At 56.4% G+C, this 17,061-nt stretch carries 16 protein-coding genes; 13 read left to right on the top strand and 3 right to left on the bottom strand.

Features of this window, described 5'->3' with window-relative positions:
- The first annotated feature begins 120 nt into the window (after positions 1–120).
- From G5S47_RS07855 to G5S47_RS07840, 4 genes are all read left to right on the top strand, one after another.
- Positions 121–1,617, top strand: a complete 1,497-nt coding sequence (locus G5S47_RS07855; RefSeq protein ID WP_219585526.1) for an alpha/beta hydrolase family protein — start codon at positions 121–123, stop codon at positions 1,615–1,617.
- Positions 1,618–1,660: 43 nt separating this feature from the next.
- On the top strand, positions 1,661–2,299 hold the full coding sequence (locus tag G5S47_RS07850) for a hypothetical protein (RefSeq protein ID WP_219585525.1): 639 nt from the start codon (positions 1,661–1,663) through the stop codon (positions 2,297–2,299).
- An 82-nt stretch (positions 2,300–2,381) separates the two neighbouring features.
- The gene (locus G5S47_RS07845) at positions 2,382–4,103 is read left to right on the top strand and encodes a glycoside hydrolase family 13 protein (protein WP_257878448.1); all 1,722 of its coding nucleotides are present in this window, start codon (positions 2,382–2,384) and stop codon (positions 4,101–4,103) included.
- Between the two features lie 58 nt (positions 4,104–4,161).
- Positions 4,162–4,698: a 3'-5' exonuclease gene (locus G5S47_RS07840; protein ID WP_207326462.1), complete on the top strand. Its 537-nt coding sequence runs from the start codon at positions 4,162–4,164 to the stop codon at positions 4,696–4,698.
- Positions 4,699–4,722: 24 nt separating this feature from the next.
- On the opposite strand, the gene G5S47_RS07835 is transcribed toward G5S47_RS07840, so the two are convergent.
- Entirely contained in the window at positions 4,723–5,454 is a 732-nt protein-coding gene (locus G5S47_RS07835; protein WP_040318342.1) for a hypothetical protein, read from the bottom strand.
- A gap of 123 nt (positions 5,455–5,577) precedes the next feature.
- On the opposite strand from G5S47_RS07835, the gene G5S47_RS07830 reads away from it, so the two are divergent.
- Together G5S47_RS07830 and G5S47_RS07825 are read left to right on the top strand one after the other, a co-directional pair.
- Entirely contained in the window at positions 5,578–6,462 is an 885-nt protein-coding gene (locus G5S47_RS07830; RefSeq protein ID WP_219585523.1) for a DMT family transporter, read from the top strand.
- 159 nt (positions 6,463–6,621) lie between these two features.
- Entirely contained in the window at positions 6,622–6,840 is a 219-nt protein-coding gene (locus G5S47_RS07825; RefSeq protein ID WP_219585522.1) for a hypothetical protein, read from the top strand.
- 240 nt (positions 6,841–7,080) lie between these two features.
- On the opposite strand, the gene purB is transcribed toward G5S47_RS07825, so the two are convergent.
- The gene (gene purB, locus G5S47_RS07820; protein ID WP_103632918.1) at positions 7,081–8,550 is read right to left on the bottom strand and encodes an adenylosuccinate lyase; all 1,470 of its coding nucleotides are present in this window, start codon (positions 8,548–8,550) and stop codon (positions 7,081–7,083) included.
- 214 nt (positions 8,551–8,764) lie between these two features.
- On the opposite strand from purB, the gene G5S47_RS07815 reads away from it, so the two are divergent.
- The gene (locus tag G5S47_RS07815) at positions 8,765–10,849 is read left to right on the top strand and encodes an acyltransferase family protein (protein WP_219585521.1); all 2,085 of its coding nucleotides are present in this window, start codon (positions 8,765–8,767) and stop codon (positions 10,847–10,849) included.
- A 48-nt stretch (positions 10,850–10,897) separates the two neighbouring features.
- Here the strand turns inward: G5S47_RS07815 and G5S47_RS07810 are convergent, their stop codons facing one another.
- A complete protein-coding gene (locus G5S47_RS07810) occupies positions 10,898–11,668 on the bottom strand; it encodes a fructosamine kinase family protein (RefSeq protein ID WP_219585520.1) in 771 nt (256 codons plus the stop codon).
- A 140-nt stretch (positions 11,669–11,808) separates the two neighbouring features.
- Here G5S47_RS07810 and G5S47_RS07805 point away from each other — a divergent pair, with 140 nt between their 5' ends.
- The 6 genes from G5S47_RS07805 (at position 11,809) to G5S47_RS07780 (ending at position 16,929) form a co-directional block, all read left to right on the top strand.
- Positions 11,809–12,153, top strand: a complete 345-nt coding sequence (locus G5S47_RS07805) for a hypothetical protein (RefSeq protein WP_103632920.1) — start codon at positions 11,809–11,811, stop codon at positions 12,151–12,153.
- Position 12,154: 1 nt separating this feature from the next.
- Positions 12,155–13,825: a hypothetical protein gene (locus G5S47_RS07800; RefSeq protein WP_219585519.1), complete on the top strand. Its 1,671-nt coding sequence runs from the start codon at positions 12,155–12,157 to the stop codon at positions 13,823–13,825.
- Positions 13,826–13,972: 147 nt separating this feature from the next.
- Positions 13,973–14,776, top strand: coding sequence for a hydroxyethylthiazole kinase (thiM, locus tag G5S47_RS07795; protein ID WP_006680515.1), 804 nt, complete (start codon positions 13,973–13,975; stop codon positions 14,774–14,776).
- Positions 14,773–15,468 (top strand): thiamine phosphate synthase, encoded by a 696-nt coding sequence (thiE, locus tag G5S47_RS07790; protein WP_219585518.1) that lies wholly within the window; start codon positions 14,773–14,775, stop codon positions 15,466–15,468. Before thiM ends, thiE begins: the two co-directional genes overlap by 4 nt.
- Positions 15,465–16,295: a bifunctional hydroxymethylpyrimidine kinase/phosphomethylpyrimidine kinase gene (gene thiD, locus G5S47_RS07785; protein WP_103632923.1), complete on the top strand. Its 831-nt coding sequence runs from the start codon at positions 15,465–15,467 to the stop codon at positions 16,293–16,295. The genes thiE and thiD overlap by 4 nt, the downstream gene beginning before the upstream one ends.
- The gene (locus tag G5S47_RS07780) at positions 16,282–16,929 is read left to right on the top strand and encodes a TenA family protein (RefSeq protein ID WP_257878447.1); all 648 of its coding nucleotides are present in this window, start codon (positions 16,282–16,284) and stop codon (positions 16,927–16,929) included. The genes thiD and G5S47_RS07780 overlap by 14 nt, the downstream gene beginning before the upstream one ends.
- Positions 16,930–17,061: the final 132 nt, after the last annotated feature.

The following is a 17,061-nucleotide window of genomic DNA, read 5'->3' as shown; positions in this document are numbered from 1 at the left end:
ATCTGCCACGGTACGTGTGGAACTCAGGGAACAGGCAAATGAACAGGGGTGTCCCTGATTGCACCTTTCGCTGACCGCACTACGCTTGAAAGACAAGGAACCGCGAGGAAAGGAGAAGCCATGGCGCATCGTCGTACACCACGCATCTATGCGCCTCGCCGTGTTCCCCAGTCGTTTTCTCCCGCTTACACCGTCATGCGCCTGATTCCTTTGGCGCCGGCACTCCTTGCCTCCGTGGCATTAGGCCTCGTCTCAGAAGCTCCCGCCCTCTCTGAAGAGATGCGACACAAAGCTCGCCACGCCTCTCAATCGATGGGCGCCGATTCATCAGAGCGCTCGCAACGCCTTTTCTTCGACGAACCCGGTCTTGATACGCTCTTCGTCCGCTTCCTCGCCGGTAGTGCGCAGGCTGTTTCCCACGTGGCAAAGACGGTGATGCGTGCTCGTATCGCCCTTGAACCTGACAGTCCAATGGGGAAACGAGCAGCTCAAGCACTTCCTCTTGTTCCCAAACGCGCATACGACACATTGATGACCGGAATGCTGTCGATCGGAACGGCCGTGGGCTACATTCATTCCGGTCCTGTTCACGCCCAAGTGATCGCAGATTCAGCCGAAGCCTCGTCCATTGATCCCCCAGCCGGACACGCCACAGCTGCACTTCGTCGCTGGCAAGCCCCCCAGAGTCTGAGTGATCTATGCGTCGATATCGACGACATGTACTGGTCGATGACCGACGGGCACACGGTGAAAATAACCCGCGTCGGCGAAGGGGAAGCCCGCAGGTGGCTGGTATCCCTGCCTGGAACGGCGCATATGGACTTCGAATCGAACGCGAATCCGGCGGATATGGAATCAAACATCCGCGAAATGATCGGTATGGAATCGAATATGCGCAGTGGGCTTGTCATGGCGATCCACGATGCAATGAAACGCGATGGGCTTAACTCGGAAGAGTACGCAACGGAACCGGTGCTGATCTGCGGTCATTCGCAGGGGGGATTGATTGCGACCGTGTTGGCGTCGATGAATCCCAAGACGGCCGGCCTAGACGTGCAAGCAATCCTGGCGACGGGAGCGCCGGCGCGCAGGTATCGGATTCGCCCGGACGTCACCATGGTGTCGCTGGCTCACGACCAGGACGTTATCCCGTCGATGGATGGAACTCCGGCGCGTCAGGCTGATCACCGAGTCGCGATCGGTCGTAAGTTGGTGCGACCGCGTCGCCAGCCTCTCTATTACGCCCATTCGTCGGCAACGTACACCGAAACAGTGCGCTATTTGGAGCGCATGGTGACGGTCAATCCGTGGGGTCGAACCGCGTCCGCTGTTGCTGCACTGCAGGATTTTCTTCCTCAAGATGACGAGGTCACGCGCGTCATGTTTTACGAAATCTGGCAGGACGTCACAACGCCGACCTCTTTTGAGACATTCGACCCGGTGGCAACGCTTGCAAAAGACGATTCCGTCACTCCCGTGGAATTCGATGTTTCTTGGCCACCCTCTTCATCGTGCGCCACCGTCTCAGTTGCATCCAGTGACTCCGATGAAGGGGCGCTATCCACATCGACTCTGAATGACTCCCCCTCCCTGGAAAGGACACCCAATGACGAGTGAATCCACAGGCCCAGAATTGTCCGAAATCGGACGGAGGATACGGATGGCTGCCATGTCGCGCCAGAGGGTACCTTCAGCCGGCAACGGCAAGAATTCGCAGATTCCGCAGATCGGAAGCCCTCTGCTGATCGGGGTCTTGGGCCTTGGCGCGTTGGGTGCAGGTATCGCCTTTCGTGCAATGAAGCCGACACGTCGACGAGGCCGATCAGACCGTTTTGAAACTCTGATCGAAGCGGGGATCGATGATGTTCTCACTGAAAAATACTGGAAAGACATTCACTTCGATGTGTCGGTGAACGTAGGGGAAGGCTTCGGGAAACCGGCGCTGGTGACCTTCGATATCACGCTTGATACCGACGGAGCTGAGTGCCAAGAAGATGACTTGAGAGAGATCCTTGATGGGGCGACCCACGCTGTCTGGGACAATGGTGAACTAGCTCCACTCGCTATCCGTGGTCGTATTATGGCGCAGATTCTAGCCGATGCCGACTGTGACACAGAGGGGCAGACAGACAAGAACTTTATATCCGCAGATGCTCTGGACATGCGCGAAACGGGTGCGGCCTCGTCGATAGTGATGGCGGATATGACGCTACTGGGATTCGAAGACGGAACCGCTCGACCCACCGACCTGTTCGAGCGATACGGTGCTCCCGCGTCGGATCGGAACTGGCGCCCGTAACAACGAAATTCGGTTTCTCCATGGTCTGATGGACAATAGTGGAGTGCGCGGAGCGCAACGGACTATCAGATCGGGGGTCGGAATGACTGCTCAACAGGAACACAATGGAGCGTGGTGGCGCGGTGCGGTCGCATATCAGGTCTATGTCCGCTCATTTCGTGACTCGAACGGCGACGGGATTGGTGACCTGCCGGGGGTTACGCAGTCGCTGGACGATCTGGCGAAGCTGGGCGTTAACGCGATTTGGCTGAACCCCTGCTATCTATCTCCGCAACACGACCACGGCTACGACATTGCGGATTATCGTCAGATTTTGCCCGACTATGGAACTCTGGCCGATTTCGATCAGCTGGTCGCGCACGCTCACACGCGGGATATTCGCGTGCTGATGGATATCGTCCCCAACCACTGTTCCAGCGAACACCAGTGGTTCATCGACGCTATTTCCGCAGGTCCCGGCTCACCCGAACGCGATCGTTTTATCTTTGCCGACGGGGAAGGTGACGGGAGTCAGCCACCGAATGACTGGCCGTCGGTTTTCGGTGGCTCAGCCTGGGATCGCTTAGACGATGGGACCGAAAATCCTCAGTGGTATCTGCATCTCTTTGATTCCACGCAACCTGATTTCAACTGGCGCAACCCGGATGTTCGCACCGAATTCCTCGATATTCTGCGATTCTGGTTTGACCGTGGAGTCGACGGGTTCCGTATCGATGTTGCACACGGCATGGTGAAGTCCCTTCCGATTCCGCGCGGTACGCACGCGGACCAATCGGGTTTGTGGACCCAGCCGGAGCTCTTCGAAATCTATAGCCAGTGGCGTCAGCTTGCCGAATCCTACGATCCGCCGAAGTATTTTGTCGGCGAAGCGTGGGTCAATGATCCCGAGGTTTTCACTCGTTTTACAGCTCCTGGGCATCTTCAGCAGTCATTTGCGTTTGACCTGCTGGTTCAGCCTTGGTTTGCGTATAGGTTGCGTCGCTCGATTGAGCAATCCTTCGCGGTTGCCGGGCAAGAAGATGGGCCCGCGTGGGCGTTGGCGAACCATGATGTTCACCGCCTGGTTACCCGCTTGGGTCAGGAACGCATCGACAAAGACCCCGATCCTTTCGACATGCTGGCAGATGCCCGTCGAGATACTCCCGTGAATACTGCGCTGGGCAAGCGTCGTGCGCGCGCAGCAACCGCGTTGCTTTTCGCTCTGCCGGGAACGGTCTACGTGTATCAGGGTGAAGAACTCGGACTTCCAGAAGTACTCGATCTTCCCGATTGGGCCAGGCAAGACCCGATGTGGATTCGCACGAATGGCCAGCAACGAGGCCGCGATGGCTGTCGCGTCCCCCTGCCGTGGAAGAAGCGCGGATCGTCAATGGGTTTTGGGCCCGATGGGGCTTCTGCTCCGTGGCTACCTCAACCTGAAGAATTTCGAGCGTGGGCACGTGACGAACAAGGTGAGGATCCAACATCGATGCTGTCTTTGTACATGCGATTGGGTGGACTCCGACGCCAACTTGTTGGGTCAGCGCACCGTGTGCACTGGGCTGATCAGGTTCCCGAAGAAGTTCTGGCGTTCAGCGCGGGAAGACTGTTCTGCGCGACGAATACAGGTGGAGAAGATGTTGAGGTCCAGGTCCCTCAAGGTGCCCAGATGCTCCTGAATACTGCGGTTGCCGACTGTGACGTGCACCTGTTGGATAACGGAATGTCACTGGCTGATGGCACCGATTTTGATTCTCGCACGTGGTGTTTGCCCGCCGACTCAACATCCTGGTGGTCACTGAATGGGGGTGCTGACACTGAGTGAACAGAGAATACGGTCGCGCCGGCCTTTTAATGCGAAATACATTCCCAACCTGCACTTCTTGACGCAACCGTCTTTTGTTGCCGTCGATTTCGAAACTGCTAATCGCGGTGGCGGAGTCTCCGCCTGCCAGGTGGCATTGGTGAAAATGGAAGACGGGCAGGTGACTGACGAATTCTCGACCTTCATTCAGCCCCCGCAGGGTTATAGCCGGTTCGAATTCACATGGCTTCACGGAATCGGCCCGCGTCAAGTAGCGACGGCTCCAATGTGGGATCAGATCGCTGACCAGATCGCACGCTTCGTTGGCGATCTCCCCGTCTACGCTCATAACGCGACGTTCGACGCTCGAGTCTGGAAAGACTTGGACGACTACTTTGGGACACTTTCTTTGCCCCAGCATTTTTTCTGCTCGTATTTGACGGCACGACGAATGCTTCCGGGCCTCGAAAATTACGCGTTGCCGACTGTTCTTCACGAATGTGACCCGACCTTTAGTCTGAATCACCACGAAGCGGGTTCCGATGCTCACGCTTGTGCGCGAATCGTCAGGCACCTTGCGTCCCGCGATGATCTGCACGGCGCTCTTGCCCCCTGAAAACAGCCTTCAGCCAGCGCATTCTTAGATGGGGCACCTGCTCAAGGTGTCTTTTACCGTGCTCTTCGAACCGACCCACACGGCAATGCGATGATCGATCGACTCAAGTAACTTGAAGGCATCATGCATGCGCGCGTCAATGTCGTCGTCTAACAGGAACTCCATGTGCGCAACGCGGTTACGCAGATTGTGTAGGCGCGCCACCCTTCCGTAGGTGATTGACCCGTCGGGGTCCTTCTCATTCGGGAAAGCGTGAATCAGACACTGTTTCCACAACGCGCGACGATGCTTCTCTGCCTCCAAGCCGGCCAAATCTGACGGTGTGCTTGTCCCATGATGAGGAAGAAGATCCGCCCACATTCCAAACATGACGCAGGACAGGACGTCATCATGCGATGGCTGGTCTTTGCGAGAGTGAGTCTTCGGTTTTTGTTTAGATTCCTTATTCGCCCAGTTCAACGCTTGGCTTCGCTTTGAAGCAGAGAGCTTATCGAGCGGGGGAGCTGGATCCTCAAGAAGCCAACTGGTCGCTTCAGGGTCCTGTTTGCGGTTCCACGCCTGAAGTTGCCGATCCATCGCGTTGCGAACAAAAACTTCGGTCATCCCCAGAATGAAATGAACATCGGACGCCAGTTCGGCGTGCCAACAGTATAGCTCCAGGCTTTTGGGAATGTCCCCTCCCGTGCGCTTCAAATACGGCTTGAGCCTGGCCATGGAAATGTGGCTCACTAGGAGTTCTTGCTGCGACACTGTCATAAATTGATGGTGTCAATTAGCGCAACGCCTGGCAAGTGGTTTCGTCGCAGTGTTGTGTTTCGATACCGAACCTTCAAGTGGACGTGCGCGCGCCGGTGCAAGCGCCTGGTTTAGGCTGGCGTGATGAAAACTCGAGTTGATGCCATTGCAATGCTGGCCCTGATCGGTGTGACCGCGATCTGGGGCTCGACGTTCTTCATCATCAAGGGGATCCTGACGTCGATTCCGACGCTGGACTTCCTGGGCGTCCGCTTCTTCATTGCAGCGCTGGTGATTTTTGTTTTACGAGGCCGCACACTTCTGCGAGCTCCTGTCACCACGTGGAAGCGCGGATTGATGGCGGGCACGGTCTTCGCCGTGGCGCAAATCGTGCAGACGATTGGCCTGGAGACGGCAGATGCGTCGGTGTCCGGTTTTATTACGGGCATGTACGTGATCCTGACGCCACTGTTGCTTTTCATCGCGTTCCGGACGCCGATTTCAAAACCCGTCGTGTTTGCGCTGGTCTTGGCGTTTACTGGGTTGTCGATTTTGTCTCTGAACGGTTTTAGCGTCGGGCTTGGTGAGGGACTGACCTTCATTTCGGCTGTGTTGTTTGCCGTTCATATTGTGCTTCTTGATCAGTGGGCTGGTCAGGAATCCGGTCTTGATTTGGCAGCCATTCAGCTGATTGCTCTTGGTGTGATCTGTGGTGTTTCAGCCTTGCCAGGTGGAATCGTCCTGCCGTCGGGAATCAACGGCTGGGCGGTCATGATCTACATGGCGGTCATTGCCGGCATCGTAACTGTGGGACTTCAAACATGGGCGCAGTCAAGAATTCCTGCGACTAGTGCCGCGGTCATTATGACGACGGAGCCCGTGTTCGCAGCGATCTTCGCGATCCTCTTTGGTGGCGAGCATTTGACGTGGCGACTGTTCGCAGGTGGTTCGCTGGTGGTGGGCGCGATGCTCTTGGCAGAGCTCACTCCACGGAAGTCTTCGACCGCAGATGAGGGTCTCGTATCATAATTATGACAACGTCAGATAGTAACGGTGAATACTGGGTTTCAAGCCCTCTACTAGAGAAATAAAATATAAATTAGTAGGCTTTTTAGAATGAATTATAAAATTAATCTAAAAATGCGAAAGTAAAGTAATAGAAAGTAGAATTTTAGGAGGCAAAATCTTATGAAAAAATCTGGCAAATGTCCAAAGTGTGGAAGTGGCAATATTTTATTTATACCAGGTAAAGTTGGAGCCTATGGTACAGGGAATAATATTCCTATAGGTCTAACTACTCTATCTTCTGTTTTAGTAGAAAGGTATGTATGTTGTAAATGTGGATTTTCTGAAGAATGGGTTGATATCTCTGATATTGAGAAGCTGGAGAAGAAATATGGTAAGTGATCTAAGTCTAAAATTATAGGATTAACAGTCCAGCCGAACGACTATAAAACTTAGCTTTTGTAAAAGTTGATATTGCTATAAGATTTTTCACCCGGGAGTGGTGGTCTCGGAAGATTCGAGTTCCGTGTCCTGATTGTTTCGATCGCGCCCAGTCGCTAGCGCATCGATTCAAAGGTCAAGGTGTAAAAGTTTCGGGAGTGAGCAGTTCGCTCACTCCCGAAACTAATGCGATCAGTCGGATCAGCGTTCGTCGTTCACCCAGTGCGCCATTTCGGTCGACAGACCGATGTAGGTTGCGGGTGTGAGAGCACAAAGGCGAGCTTCTTCTTTAGCGGGCAACCCAAGGCCGGCGATAAACTCACGCATTTCGGTGGCCCCGACCTCGTGGCCACGGGTCAGCTCCTTCAGGCGTTCGTACGGGTTCGTCATTCCGGTCGCGCCGGCGATCGACGCGGTGCGCATGACCTGCTGAACTGCTTCGCCGAGAACTTCCCAGTTCGCATCCAGGTCGGCAGCCATACGGTTAACGTCAATGTCGACGCCGTCAAGGCCGCGAACCAGGTTGAAGAACGCGAGGATCGAGTGCCCAAGGCCAACACCGATATTGCGCTGGGTCGTCGAGTCGGTCAGGTCACGCTGCATACGCGAGGTGACCAGCGTCGATGCCAAGGAATCGAGCAGTGCGCACGAGACTTCCAGGTTCGCTTCGGCATTCTCGAAGCGAATCGGGTTCACCTTGTGGGGCATAGTCGACGAACCGGTGGAGCCCTGCGCTGCGAGGTTCTGGTGGAAGTAGCCCATCGAAATGTAGGTCCAGCAGTCGGTTGCCAGGTTGTGTGCGATACGTCCGGCGCGCGCAACATCGGAGTAGAGCTCTGCCTGCCAGTCGTGAGATTCGATCTGTGTGGTCAGCGGATTCCAGGTCAGGCCCAAACCTTCGACGAAGTTGCGAGCGAGGACCGGCCAATCAGCGTTCGGGACGGAAACGACGTGCGCTGCCCAAGTTCCCGTGGCGCCGTTGATCTTGCCCAAGTATTCGGTGTTTTCGATGCGTGCCAGCTGACGAGCGAAACGGTGGGCAAACACGGCCATTTCCTTGCCCATGGTGACGGGCGTTGCAGGCTGACCGTGCGTGTGTGCCAGCATCGGAGCATCTGCACCGGCTTCAGCAAGGCGCAGTAGTCGAGCCTGCAGTTCGCGGGCGGCGGGCAGCCACACCTGCTCGATGCCAGCCTTGATGGTGAGCGCGTAAGCGAGGTTGTTGATGTCTTCCGAGGTGCAGAAGATGTGGACGACCTCGCGCAGGTGCGGAAGCGAGGAATCGGGGCCGAGGACCCCGGTGGCCTTCTCCAGGTGCTCGCGGATCAGGTACTCGACGGCCTTCACGTCGTGGCGCGTGACAGCCTCGAACTCGCCGAGACGTTTGATGTGGTCGGCGGAAAAATCGCGGGGCAGTGCGCGCAGGTAGTCGCGCTCAGCGTCGGTCAGGGTCGGCGCGCCAGGAAGGACGGTGTTGTCGAGCAGGTGGATCAGCCACTCAATCTCGACGTGTATGCGCGCACGATTCAAGCCGGCTTCGGACAGGTAATTCGCAAGAGGTGCAACGGCTGCGCGGTAGCGACCGTCAAGCGGAGACAAAGGTTCGCCAGATGCTGCCAGATCGGCGTAACCATGATCGGTAGAGAAAAGGGAAATCCAGTTTGCGCTCATAGTGTCATCTTTTCATGTTGGCGCACGGTTAAGAAACAGTGTTGCGTAACGAAAGTGATGATGCCGGACATATTCGGGTGCGCGTGAATAGTCAGCGGGACAGTGTATCCGCAGGTCGATAGGGGATGAGGCCACTCAACGTGAGAGGGTCTGACCTTTTGAGGTGCGTCACCCGATGGGGTGTCCCGATGGTGGATACTCTAAAATCTTGGGCGTGACGAACCCCCATACTCCGAGCCCGAGTGCTTTTGAATCCTCCGGTCAATCCGGTGGTGGTTTTCAGTCCGCGCACTCGGACAACGAAGGGGATTCGTCAGTAGGCGCGGCCTCGTCCACCCCATCGGAACCGACGCCAACTCTGACAACTCGACGACGCTTGCAGGGACTCGACGGCATTCGTGGCATCGCAGCGATGTTCGTTCTGGTCTATCACCTGCTCCCGCAGTATGCGAAAGCCGGGTTCGCGGGCGTCGACATTTTCTTCGTCCTATCGGGCTTCCTCATCACCTTGTTGCTGATAGACCGATTGGATTCAACCGGTTCACTTGGGATCGGTCATTTCTGGATTCGACGTTTCAGGCGTCTTGTCCCGGCGGCGGTCACGACGTGTATTGGTGCGGGAATCCTTGCTCTGCTCAGCGGGACGGATGCGCTAGTTGCGCTCCCTCGCCAAGTCGTCGGCGTGCTCACCGGCACGTACAACTGGCTTGAAATCATCTCCGGCGCCTCTTACTTCGAGCAACAGTCGCCACTGCTCCTGACCAACGCATGGTCATTCGCCGTTGAACAGCAGTTCTACGTCATCTGGCCACTGATCCTCCTTCTTCTGGTTCGGCTACCGAAACACCTCAGAATCTGGATCGCTCTTGGAATCGGCGGAGCATCGACCGCATGGCACGCTGTCCTAGTCGGCCAAGACCTTTCGCGCGCATACATGGGAACAGACACTCACCTGTGGGGTCTGATGATCGGTGCGGCCCTCGCATTCGCCGTCCCCAACGCCATGCAAATGGTCGATGAACGCGCCAAACATGCCGGATATATAGGCTTCTTCGGCGTCATCTCATTCTTTGCCACGATGTTCCTGATGACCGTGTTGCCGGAGTCTTTCATGTACCCGTGGGGCATGGTCATCGTGTCTTTGACGACGGCGTTCACTATCCGTGGCTTGCTTCCCGACGTGTCCTACGCCGGGACTGCCCGCCTGCTTCGCAAGGTGCTTGAACTACGTCCCCTGGTGTGGCTGGGAGAACGATCCTACGGAATCTACCTGTGGCATTGGCCGTTGTGGGTGCTCGCTTTCTACGTGGCTCCCCAGATGAGTCTGTCAATGTCGGCAACGATCGTGTCAGTGGCATCGGTTCTTTTCGCCACGTTGTCGTACAGGTTTATTGAGACTCCAATTCGTCGCGTCGGCTTCCTTCAGTGGTGCCGTATCGTGTGGTCAGGTTTTCTGACATTCACTGGAAAAGTACGCATCGTCATCGCCGTGATTGTGCTGGTGATTGCCTCCCTGTTTGCGGTTGCACTTTGCTTCTCGCCGAATCAGTCGAGCGCTCAAATCGCCATTGAACAGGGAGCAATGTCGGCTCCTGCCAGCGATGCGATGACGTCCGGCTCGCAGTCCGCGGATGCGGCCTCGTCGGGCGACCAGTCGCAGAGCGAGACCCAAAGCGACGCACAGTCTGGCGCACAAAGTGGCGAACCAGAGTTCATCCGCCGCTACGACTACACGCAGCCACAGGTCACTGGCGAAGAAATCACGATTATTGGCGACTCGGTCACCCTGGGTTCTTCGGCTGCACTCAGCGAAGCATTCCCGGGTGTCTACGTTGACGCCGAGGTCTCGCGTTCTGCTCTTGCTGCTGGTCCCATCATCGATTCTTTGAACGCGCAGGGCTTGCTTCGCGAATACGTCGTCATCTCACTGGCAACGAATAGTGCCGTGACAGACGACCAGATTGACGCACTTGTTGCCCAGATCGGGCCAGAGAGAAAGCTCATCCTGGTCACTGCATTCGGTCCTGCTCGCACAACGTGGATCCCACCGTCGAATGACACGATTTGGCGTGCAGCAACACGCTACCGGAACGTGTTCGCGGCTGATTGGGCGAACCCCATTTCCCGTCACCCCGAGGATCTTGCCGGAGACTTTGTGCACCCGGCAACGGATCAGGGGCACCAGATTTACGTTGAAGCAATCCGGAGTGCTCTGAACGAGGCCCTTCAGATTTCCCTGCGCGACAGTGAAGCGAGTGCCGAAACGGATTCTCAATTCGGAGCACAATCGGCGTACTGATTCAGCACATGGCAAGTGTTCGACCCGGTGGGGCTCCCACCTGTTGTGCTAGCCGTATTTCTTCACTATCTGCATCACATCTGACCGGTAGGACGCGCCAAAAAGATAGGCGTGAATGATCAGAATATGAAGACTGTGAAGCCCGATGCGTTCGCGCCAGCCATCCTGAAGAGGTGACGCTTCGACGTACGCATCGCGGATTGTTTCCAGATGAGGGCAACCAAAAACACCGAGCATCGCCAAGTCTTCTTCGCCGTGACCCCCTTGGGCTGCTGGATCAATAAGGGTGACACCATCGGGTGTCCACATGACGTTTCCGCTCCACAGATCTCCATGAAGTCGAGATACTTCCCCGGAACGGACAAGAGCGGGTTGGTCATGATCAAACACCCCGGATGCGAGTTTTTCAGCGAATTGATGCAGGCGCTCGCGGTCTGTCTGGCTAAAAGCTGGGCAGTCAATATAGGGCTCAACCCGGTATTTGGCGTAGTACTGTCCCCAAGATGCACTGCCCCCATCGGCTAAGAGAGGCAATGGAGCTTCACCCATCCACCCGTCGGTTGTATGCCCGGGCGGTGGAGCGCCTAAATGAGGCGCGCCCGCTGCGTGCGTATACGCCAGGGCTCGTCCAAATTCCTCAGCCATTCGCGGGGTTGCTTGGATGCGAGACAGGACTGGCTCTTCGAGCCAGGTCTTCCCGTAATTGAGCACGGGAACAATCCGCGTTGCCTGATCGCCCGCATCCGCGAGCCATAAGAGCGCTGTCACTTCATAGGAGATCTTCTGAGGCCGATGGTCGGTTTTCCGGAACGTTTCCACGGTGTTACTCCTTAGAGGCTGCAATTGTTACGAGGATATCCACAGGTGCCCGTCCCTGAAATTGGTTATCCACAATTTTGCTTCCCTCGACTTTCCTCGTTGTCACTGTCCTTCTAGCGTGGGGAGTGGAAGGAGGATCCGTGGATGAAGTAGGCAATATGCAGGTCGCTCGCGAATCAATGTGGAGCGTATGCAAAGTGCTTGAAGACATACACGGCGACGTTGCATGTGAGCGCTTCGAAGACTGGCAGGGTGGAGCTGCAGATGCAGCTCGAGATGACCTCTTGGTGCTTTTAGGACAGCTCGGAGTGGTCATGGACTCGGGAGATGATGCGCTTTTAGCGCTCGACACGGCGATTGCTGAGTGTCAGCTAGCCAGCGTTGTTCTGATGCCCGGACAAACAACAAATCCGTTATCGCTGGGCGCATATACGCCTGCCTCTTTTGCTTCACATACGTTCTCTGAGTCATCAGGTGTGTTCTGATATGAACAGAATTGTTGTGACAAGCGGGCCAACGCACGTTGATACGGATGCGTTGATCATGGCATGTACCCGGCTTCGCGAGAGTGAAGAGTCGCTATCCGCATTGATCGCTTCCACTCGGTCGGCTCAGGATCATGCACGCCTGGGCATCGGGCTCAGCCCCACCGCATACACGGCCGTTAGTGCGATAGAAGAAGTGGCCTCGTTGATGACGTATCTTCGCGCCAAACTGTCCGCATTCGCCGACTCGATCGCCTACTGTGCAGCCATCTATTCGGGCGCAGACTCGCGAGCGGTTGCGCTTTTGTCATCAACCCACAACGACAGTCCCATCTTCAACCTGAATCTTTCGCAGCCGAACCTCACAGAGCCTGCACCGGGCTTTCCGATGATTGCACAGTGGCTAAGGGAAAACACATGGGATGTGCGCTCGCGGAACCTTGATGTCCTATCAGCGATCCTGGCGTTCATGTTCGGGCGCTCAGATGGTTTAACGGCACTTCGTTTTGAACGCGATCTTGACGCGTTCTCCTTCGGCGTTCTGCATCTTTTCGGCGCTCGGCGCGGTGTGCCCGGAAGCTCAACGAAGCAGGTCGCCGGGTACGCCGCATCGTGGTCGTCCGGAATTGGTGCACTGTTCTTCGGAAATGTCACGGGCGTGGAAATTCAGACAGGCTCCTCGTCGGGAGCCGGCAGAGGACATCGGATTATCAAAGCAGTGAAAGAAGGATTCGCTCCCATATTGGCGGCGAGTCCGCATACGCCTTTCGCGCTCTCCGTTCTGTCGATCGTCGGTAGAGTGGGGCAGGGGGTTGGTGCGATCCGTTCGCATCCGACTCAGCGCGTGGTCACCCCTTCTACCCCCGATACTCGACTTGCAATGAGCACCCCTACTCCTATGTCCACGGTTGAAACTCCGCGAAAACCATCACAACTGTTGGAGTCACTTTCAGGACTGAATTCAGGAGGCGAAGAAGGGCAAATCAAGATCATCCGACACAGCACTCCGATTCCCTCCGATGCGTCATCGCCAGGTGGATCACGAACACGTTCGTCCTGGTCAGTCGTCATTCGAGGTACTCAGAAGTGGAGCGTCGGGGGAAGTAACCCGCAGGATATGCTCACCAATTTTGAGGGGGTAGCAGGGCGTGAATCCGACCAATCGCGCGCGGTCCTAGAGGCGATGAAAATGGCTGGAATCAAAGCGGATGAACCCGTCGAATTCGTTGGTCATTCGCAAGGAGGCATTATTGCCGCTCAACTGGCGACCAGTAGCGACGTGAACCAGAACTACCACGTCGTATCAGCCCTGACAGCGGGGTCCCCGATTGGCGGATCGCAGACTCCTTCGCACGTCCACGTCCTCGCATTAGAGAACACCAGAGACCTGGTGCCAGCACTCGACGGGGGAGCGACTTCCCAAGGAGTGACAACCGTTCACTTTGACGGGCAAACGTACATCCCGGCCGAAAAACAGGGACAGAATCTGGTTGCGCACGACATTGGAACCTACCGCAACCTGCTAGGAGATATTGAGAATCGCCAAAATGAGCCGGGGCTTACCGAGGTTAAAGAATGGGAAGAACATCGGATCGAATCGCTCGGTTTGACCGAGCAGACGACCTCTCAAGCGTATGTCTTCGATACTAGGCGCATCCATGACGAGGGCTGAACAATCGGATAAACACCGGTGGACAGATGCAGACGACCGTTCTGAAACCGCGTCCAACCTGCTAACGTGATGGCGTGACACGGGGTGCCACAGGCTGAGAAAAAACCCGTTGAACCTGTCGAGATAATTCTGACGAAGGGAATGTCAATGATGGATCGTGCCATCGTATCTTCGGCTCTTGAAGCTGTCCGAGAAACAAGCCCATTGGTTTCGTGCATTACCAATTCAGTGGTCACAAACTTTACGGCAAACGTCCTTTTGGCCATCGGCGCTGCCCCTGCAATGGTCGACATTGTTGGCGAAGCGGGACCGTTTGCGTCGATCGCGTCCGGTCTGCTGATTAACTTGGGAACGCCGACCCCCGAACAGCGTGAAGCTGCTCGTGAAGCCGCGTCAGCTGCGGTCGCAGCGGACGTTCCGTGGGTATTGGATCCGGTTGCGGTTGGTGCCTTGGTGCATCGCACCGATCTTGCGCGTGAGCTGGTGACAATGGGGCCGACTGTTGTTCGAGGTAACGCCTCGGAAATCATCGCGCTTGCGGGTGAGGGAGCTGGTGGTCGTGGCGTCGATGCCTCCGACGAGGTTGAATCAGCGTTCGAAGCAGCCCAGCTCATTGCGCGCAACTACGGCAGTGTTGTTGCAATCTCCGGCGCAACCGACGCAATCGTCAGCGCAGATCAGATTATTCGTGTTGGTGGTGGTGCAGAAATGCTGACTCGCGTCACCGGTGGTGGCTGTGCGCTGGGTGCGTTCCTCGCTGCTTTCGTCGGTGCGGCGAAGACGCGTGCGGTGACGCCGCTGGAAGCGGTTGCTGCCGGTCACGCCGTCTACTCTGCTGCGGGTGAGATTGCTCAAGAGAAAGCGTCGGGCCCGGGTACGTTCCAGATGCACTTCCTTGATTCGCTCTACTTGGTCTCGACAGACGACCTTGACAGGATTCCGCTGTCATGAGGAATGCTCCTGACCTGCGGGTCTATTTGGTGACGGATGCTGAGCAGTGCGAATCGATGGGGCGGAGTGTTCGTGAAACAGTTGAAGCCGCCGTCGAAGGTGGAGCAACGTGCGTCCAGCTTCGCGCGAAGACTTCCGATGGCGGTCCCTTCCTTGATGAGGTCTGCGAAGTAGCGAATGCGGTCGGCGACCAGGTTCCCGTGATCGTCAATGACCGGGTGGATGTGTTCCTCGCAGCTCGCGCATTGGGTGTCCCAGTTGCGGGTGTGCACGTTGGTCAATCGGATCTTCCCGCGAAGGTTGTGCGTGAAATGATCGGCGAGGTCGCGTTCCTTGGATTGTCTGTTGGGACTGATGAAGAGGCGCGGATTGCGGCAAGCGAAGGCATTGCAGATCACGTTGGCCTCTCGGTTCTGCGCACCACGGCAACGAAGACGAATACGCCCGATGTCCTTGGCTATGACGGGTGTGAACGGCTTGCGCGCCTTGCCGTTATGCCAAGTGTCGCTATTGGTGGTGTTGGTATCGATGACATGGCGCCTTTGAAAGCGCGTGGTGTGAATGGTGGTGCCGTGGTTTCGGCAATCTGTTGCGCAGAGGATCCGAAGCAGGCTGCTCGCGATCTTCTGAATGCGTGGAGCAGCGCTCCCGACGCTGGTCGTCAGGAAGCGACGGGGGTGAGTGATCGATGATTCCTACAGTGACCGCTTTGACGATTGCCGGGTCTGATCCCTCGGGTGGAGCAGGTATTCAGGCTGATATGAAAGCGATGAGCGCCAATGGTGCGTACGCGATGAGCGTCATTACCGCTCTGACCGCACAATCAACGAAGGGCGTGGCCGGAGTCCACGCGGTTCCCGTTGATTTCGTCAAACTCCAGTTAGACACGGTTCTTGACGATATTGCTCCCGATGCAACGAAGATCGGGATGCTGGCAACTGCAGACTTGGCACGCCTTGTTGGTGAATACCTTCCGCGGTTGCCTTACACGGTGCTTGATCCGGTGATGGTGGCAACTTCGGGTGATCCGCTATTGGACAACGAGGCTATCGCCACTGTTCGGCAGCTGTGCACTGTCGCAGATTTGATTACACCGAATCTTGCTGAGGCAGCGGTTCTTCTTGAATCCGATTGGGCAACCAACGTCAATGAGATGACGGAGCAAGCGTTCGCTTTGCGCGAGCTAGGCGTGAAGAATGCGCTGGTGAAGGGTGGTCACCTGGATGAGAAAGCGTGCGATGTCTTCCTCGGCGAAGGTGACTCAGAACCGCATATTCTGACCGCTCACCGTATTCACACGAAGAATACGCACGGAACAGGATGCACGCTCTCATCATCGATTGCGGCTCTTCGCCCGCGTTGCGACTCGTGGCTCGAAGCTGTCACGCGCGCGAAGGCGTACTTGACGGGCGCGATCGAACAGGCTGATGAGCTTGGAGTCGGACACGGGCACGGTCCCGTCCACCACTTCTACGCGCTGTGGAATGACGACATGATGAAGGACAATGATGTTCACTGACGAACTGTGGGAAGAGATCGCCCCCATTAAGAAAGCGATTGACCAGGGGCAATTCGTTCGAGGTCTCGGTGACGGGAGCCTCAGCCAAGACAAATTCAACTACTACATGGTCCAAGACGCCCTGTATTTAGCTGCATACGCGAAGGCTCTTGCTGGTCTCGCCACTTTTGCGCACGATCCGGATGACCTGGTGTTCTGGGCCGAAGCATCGGCGAATTCGATCAAGGTTGAGCGAGAGCTCCACGCGTCGCACGTCGACGTGATGGCAGCGGCAACGCCTTCGCCAACGTGTCGTGCCTACTCTGACTTCTTGGCTGCCCAGCTTGCCAGCGGTGAATACGGGATTGCTGTCGCAGCGGTTCTGCCCTGCTTCTGGATCTACCAAGTGGTGGGGACTGAGCTCCTCGACACTGCCGGTGACCTTGAAAAACACCCCTACGGTGACTGGATTGGAATGTACGCAAACCCCGTGTTTGCGGAAGAAACCAAGATCGTCCGCGGGATCGTTGACCGCGTGGCCGAAGGCGTTGTAGAACTCCAGCGCCAGCGCATGAGGGACGCGTTCGTTCAGGCCAGCCGATACGAATGGATGTTCTGGGACGCGGCATGGCGAATGGAGACGTGGCCAATCTGAAAGAGCCTCGGTCACCGCCTGCATCTCCCTGAGGTGCGAAGCGTCGAGCAATACGACGGGGCGGGGGTGTTCTGGATCCAGAACACCCCCGCCCCCTAATCTCAGCGGTTCACATTGTCACCTGCCCGAACG

Source organism: Schaalia turicensis (assembly GCF_019380255.1).
GTDB lineage: Bacteria > Actinomycetota > Actinomycetes > Actinomycetales > Actinomycetaceae > Pauljensenia > Pauljensenia turicensis_A.
The sequence above is the reverse complement of the archived record's forward strand: the minus strand, read 5'-3'. Positions and strand labels throughout refer to the sequence as shown.

Bases quoted from the DNA above. Each gene is read 5' to 3' on its own strand.
- G5S47_RS07825 (WP_219585522.1), top strand. From the start codon at position 6,622: ATGAAAAAATCTGGCAAATGTCCAAAGTGTGGAAGTGGCAATATTTTA.
- thiE (WP_219585518.1), top strand. From the start codon at position 14,773: ATGAGGAATGCTCCTGACCTGCGGGTCTATTTGGTGACGGATGCTGAG.
- G5S47_RS07800 (WP_219585519.1), top strand. From the start codon at position 12,155: ATGAACAGAATTGTTGTGACAAGCGGGCCAACGCACGTTGATACGGAT.
- G5S47_RS07845 (WP_257878448.1), top strand. From the start codon at position 2,382: ATGACTGCTCAACAGGAACACAATGGAGCGTGGTGGCGCGGTGCGGTC.
- purB (WP_103632918.1), bottom strand. From the start codon at position 8,550: ATGAGCGCAAACTGGATTTCCCTTTTCTCTACCGATCATGGTTACGCC.
- thiM (WP_006680515.1), top strand. From the start codon at position 13,973: ATGATGGATCGTGCCATCGTATCTTCGGCTCTTGAAGCTGTCCGAGAA.
- G5S47_RS07830 (WP_219585523.1), top strand. From the start codon at position 5,578: ATGAAAACTCGAGTTGATGCCATTGCAATGCTGGCCCTGATCGGTGTG.
- G5S47_RS07780 (WP_257878447.1), top strand. From the start codon at position 16,282: ATGATGTTCACTGACGAACTGTGGGAAGAGATCGCCCCCATTAAGAAA.
- thiD (WP_103632923.1), top strand. From the start codon at position 15,465: ATGATTCCTACAGTGACCGCTTTGACGATTGCCGGGTCTGATCCCTCG.
- G5S47_RS07835 (WP_040318342.1), bottom strand. From the start codon at position 5,454: ATGACAGTGTCGCAGCAAGAACTCCTAGTGAGCCACATTTCCATGGCC.
- G5S47_RS07855 (WP_219585526.1), top strand. From the start codon at position 121: ATGGCGCATCGTCGTACACCACGCATCTATGCGCCTCGCCGTGTTCCC.
- G5S47_RS07850 (WP_219585525.1), top strand. From the start codon at position 1,661: ATGGCTGCCATGTCGCGCCAGAGGGTACCTTCAGCCGGCAACGGCAAG.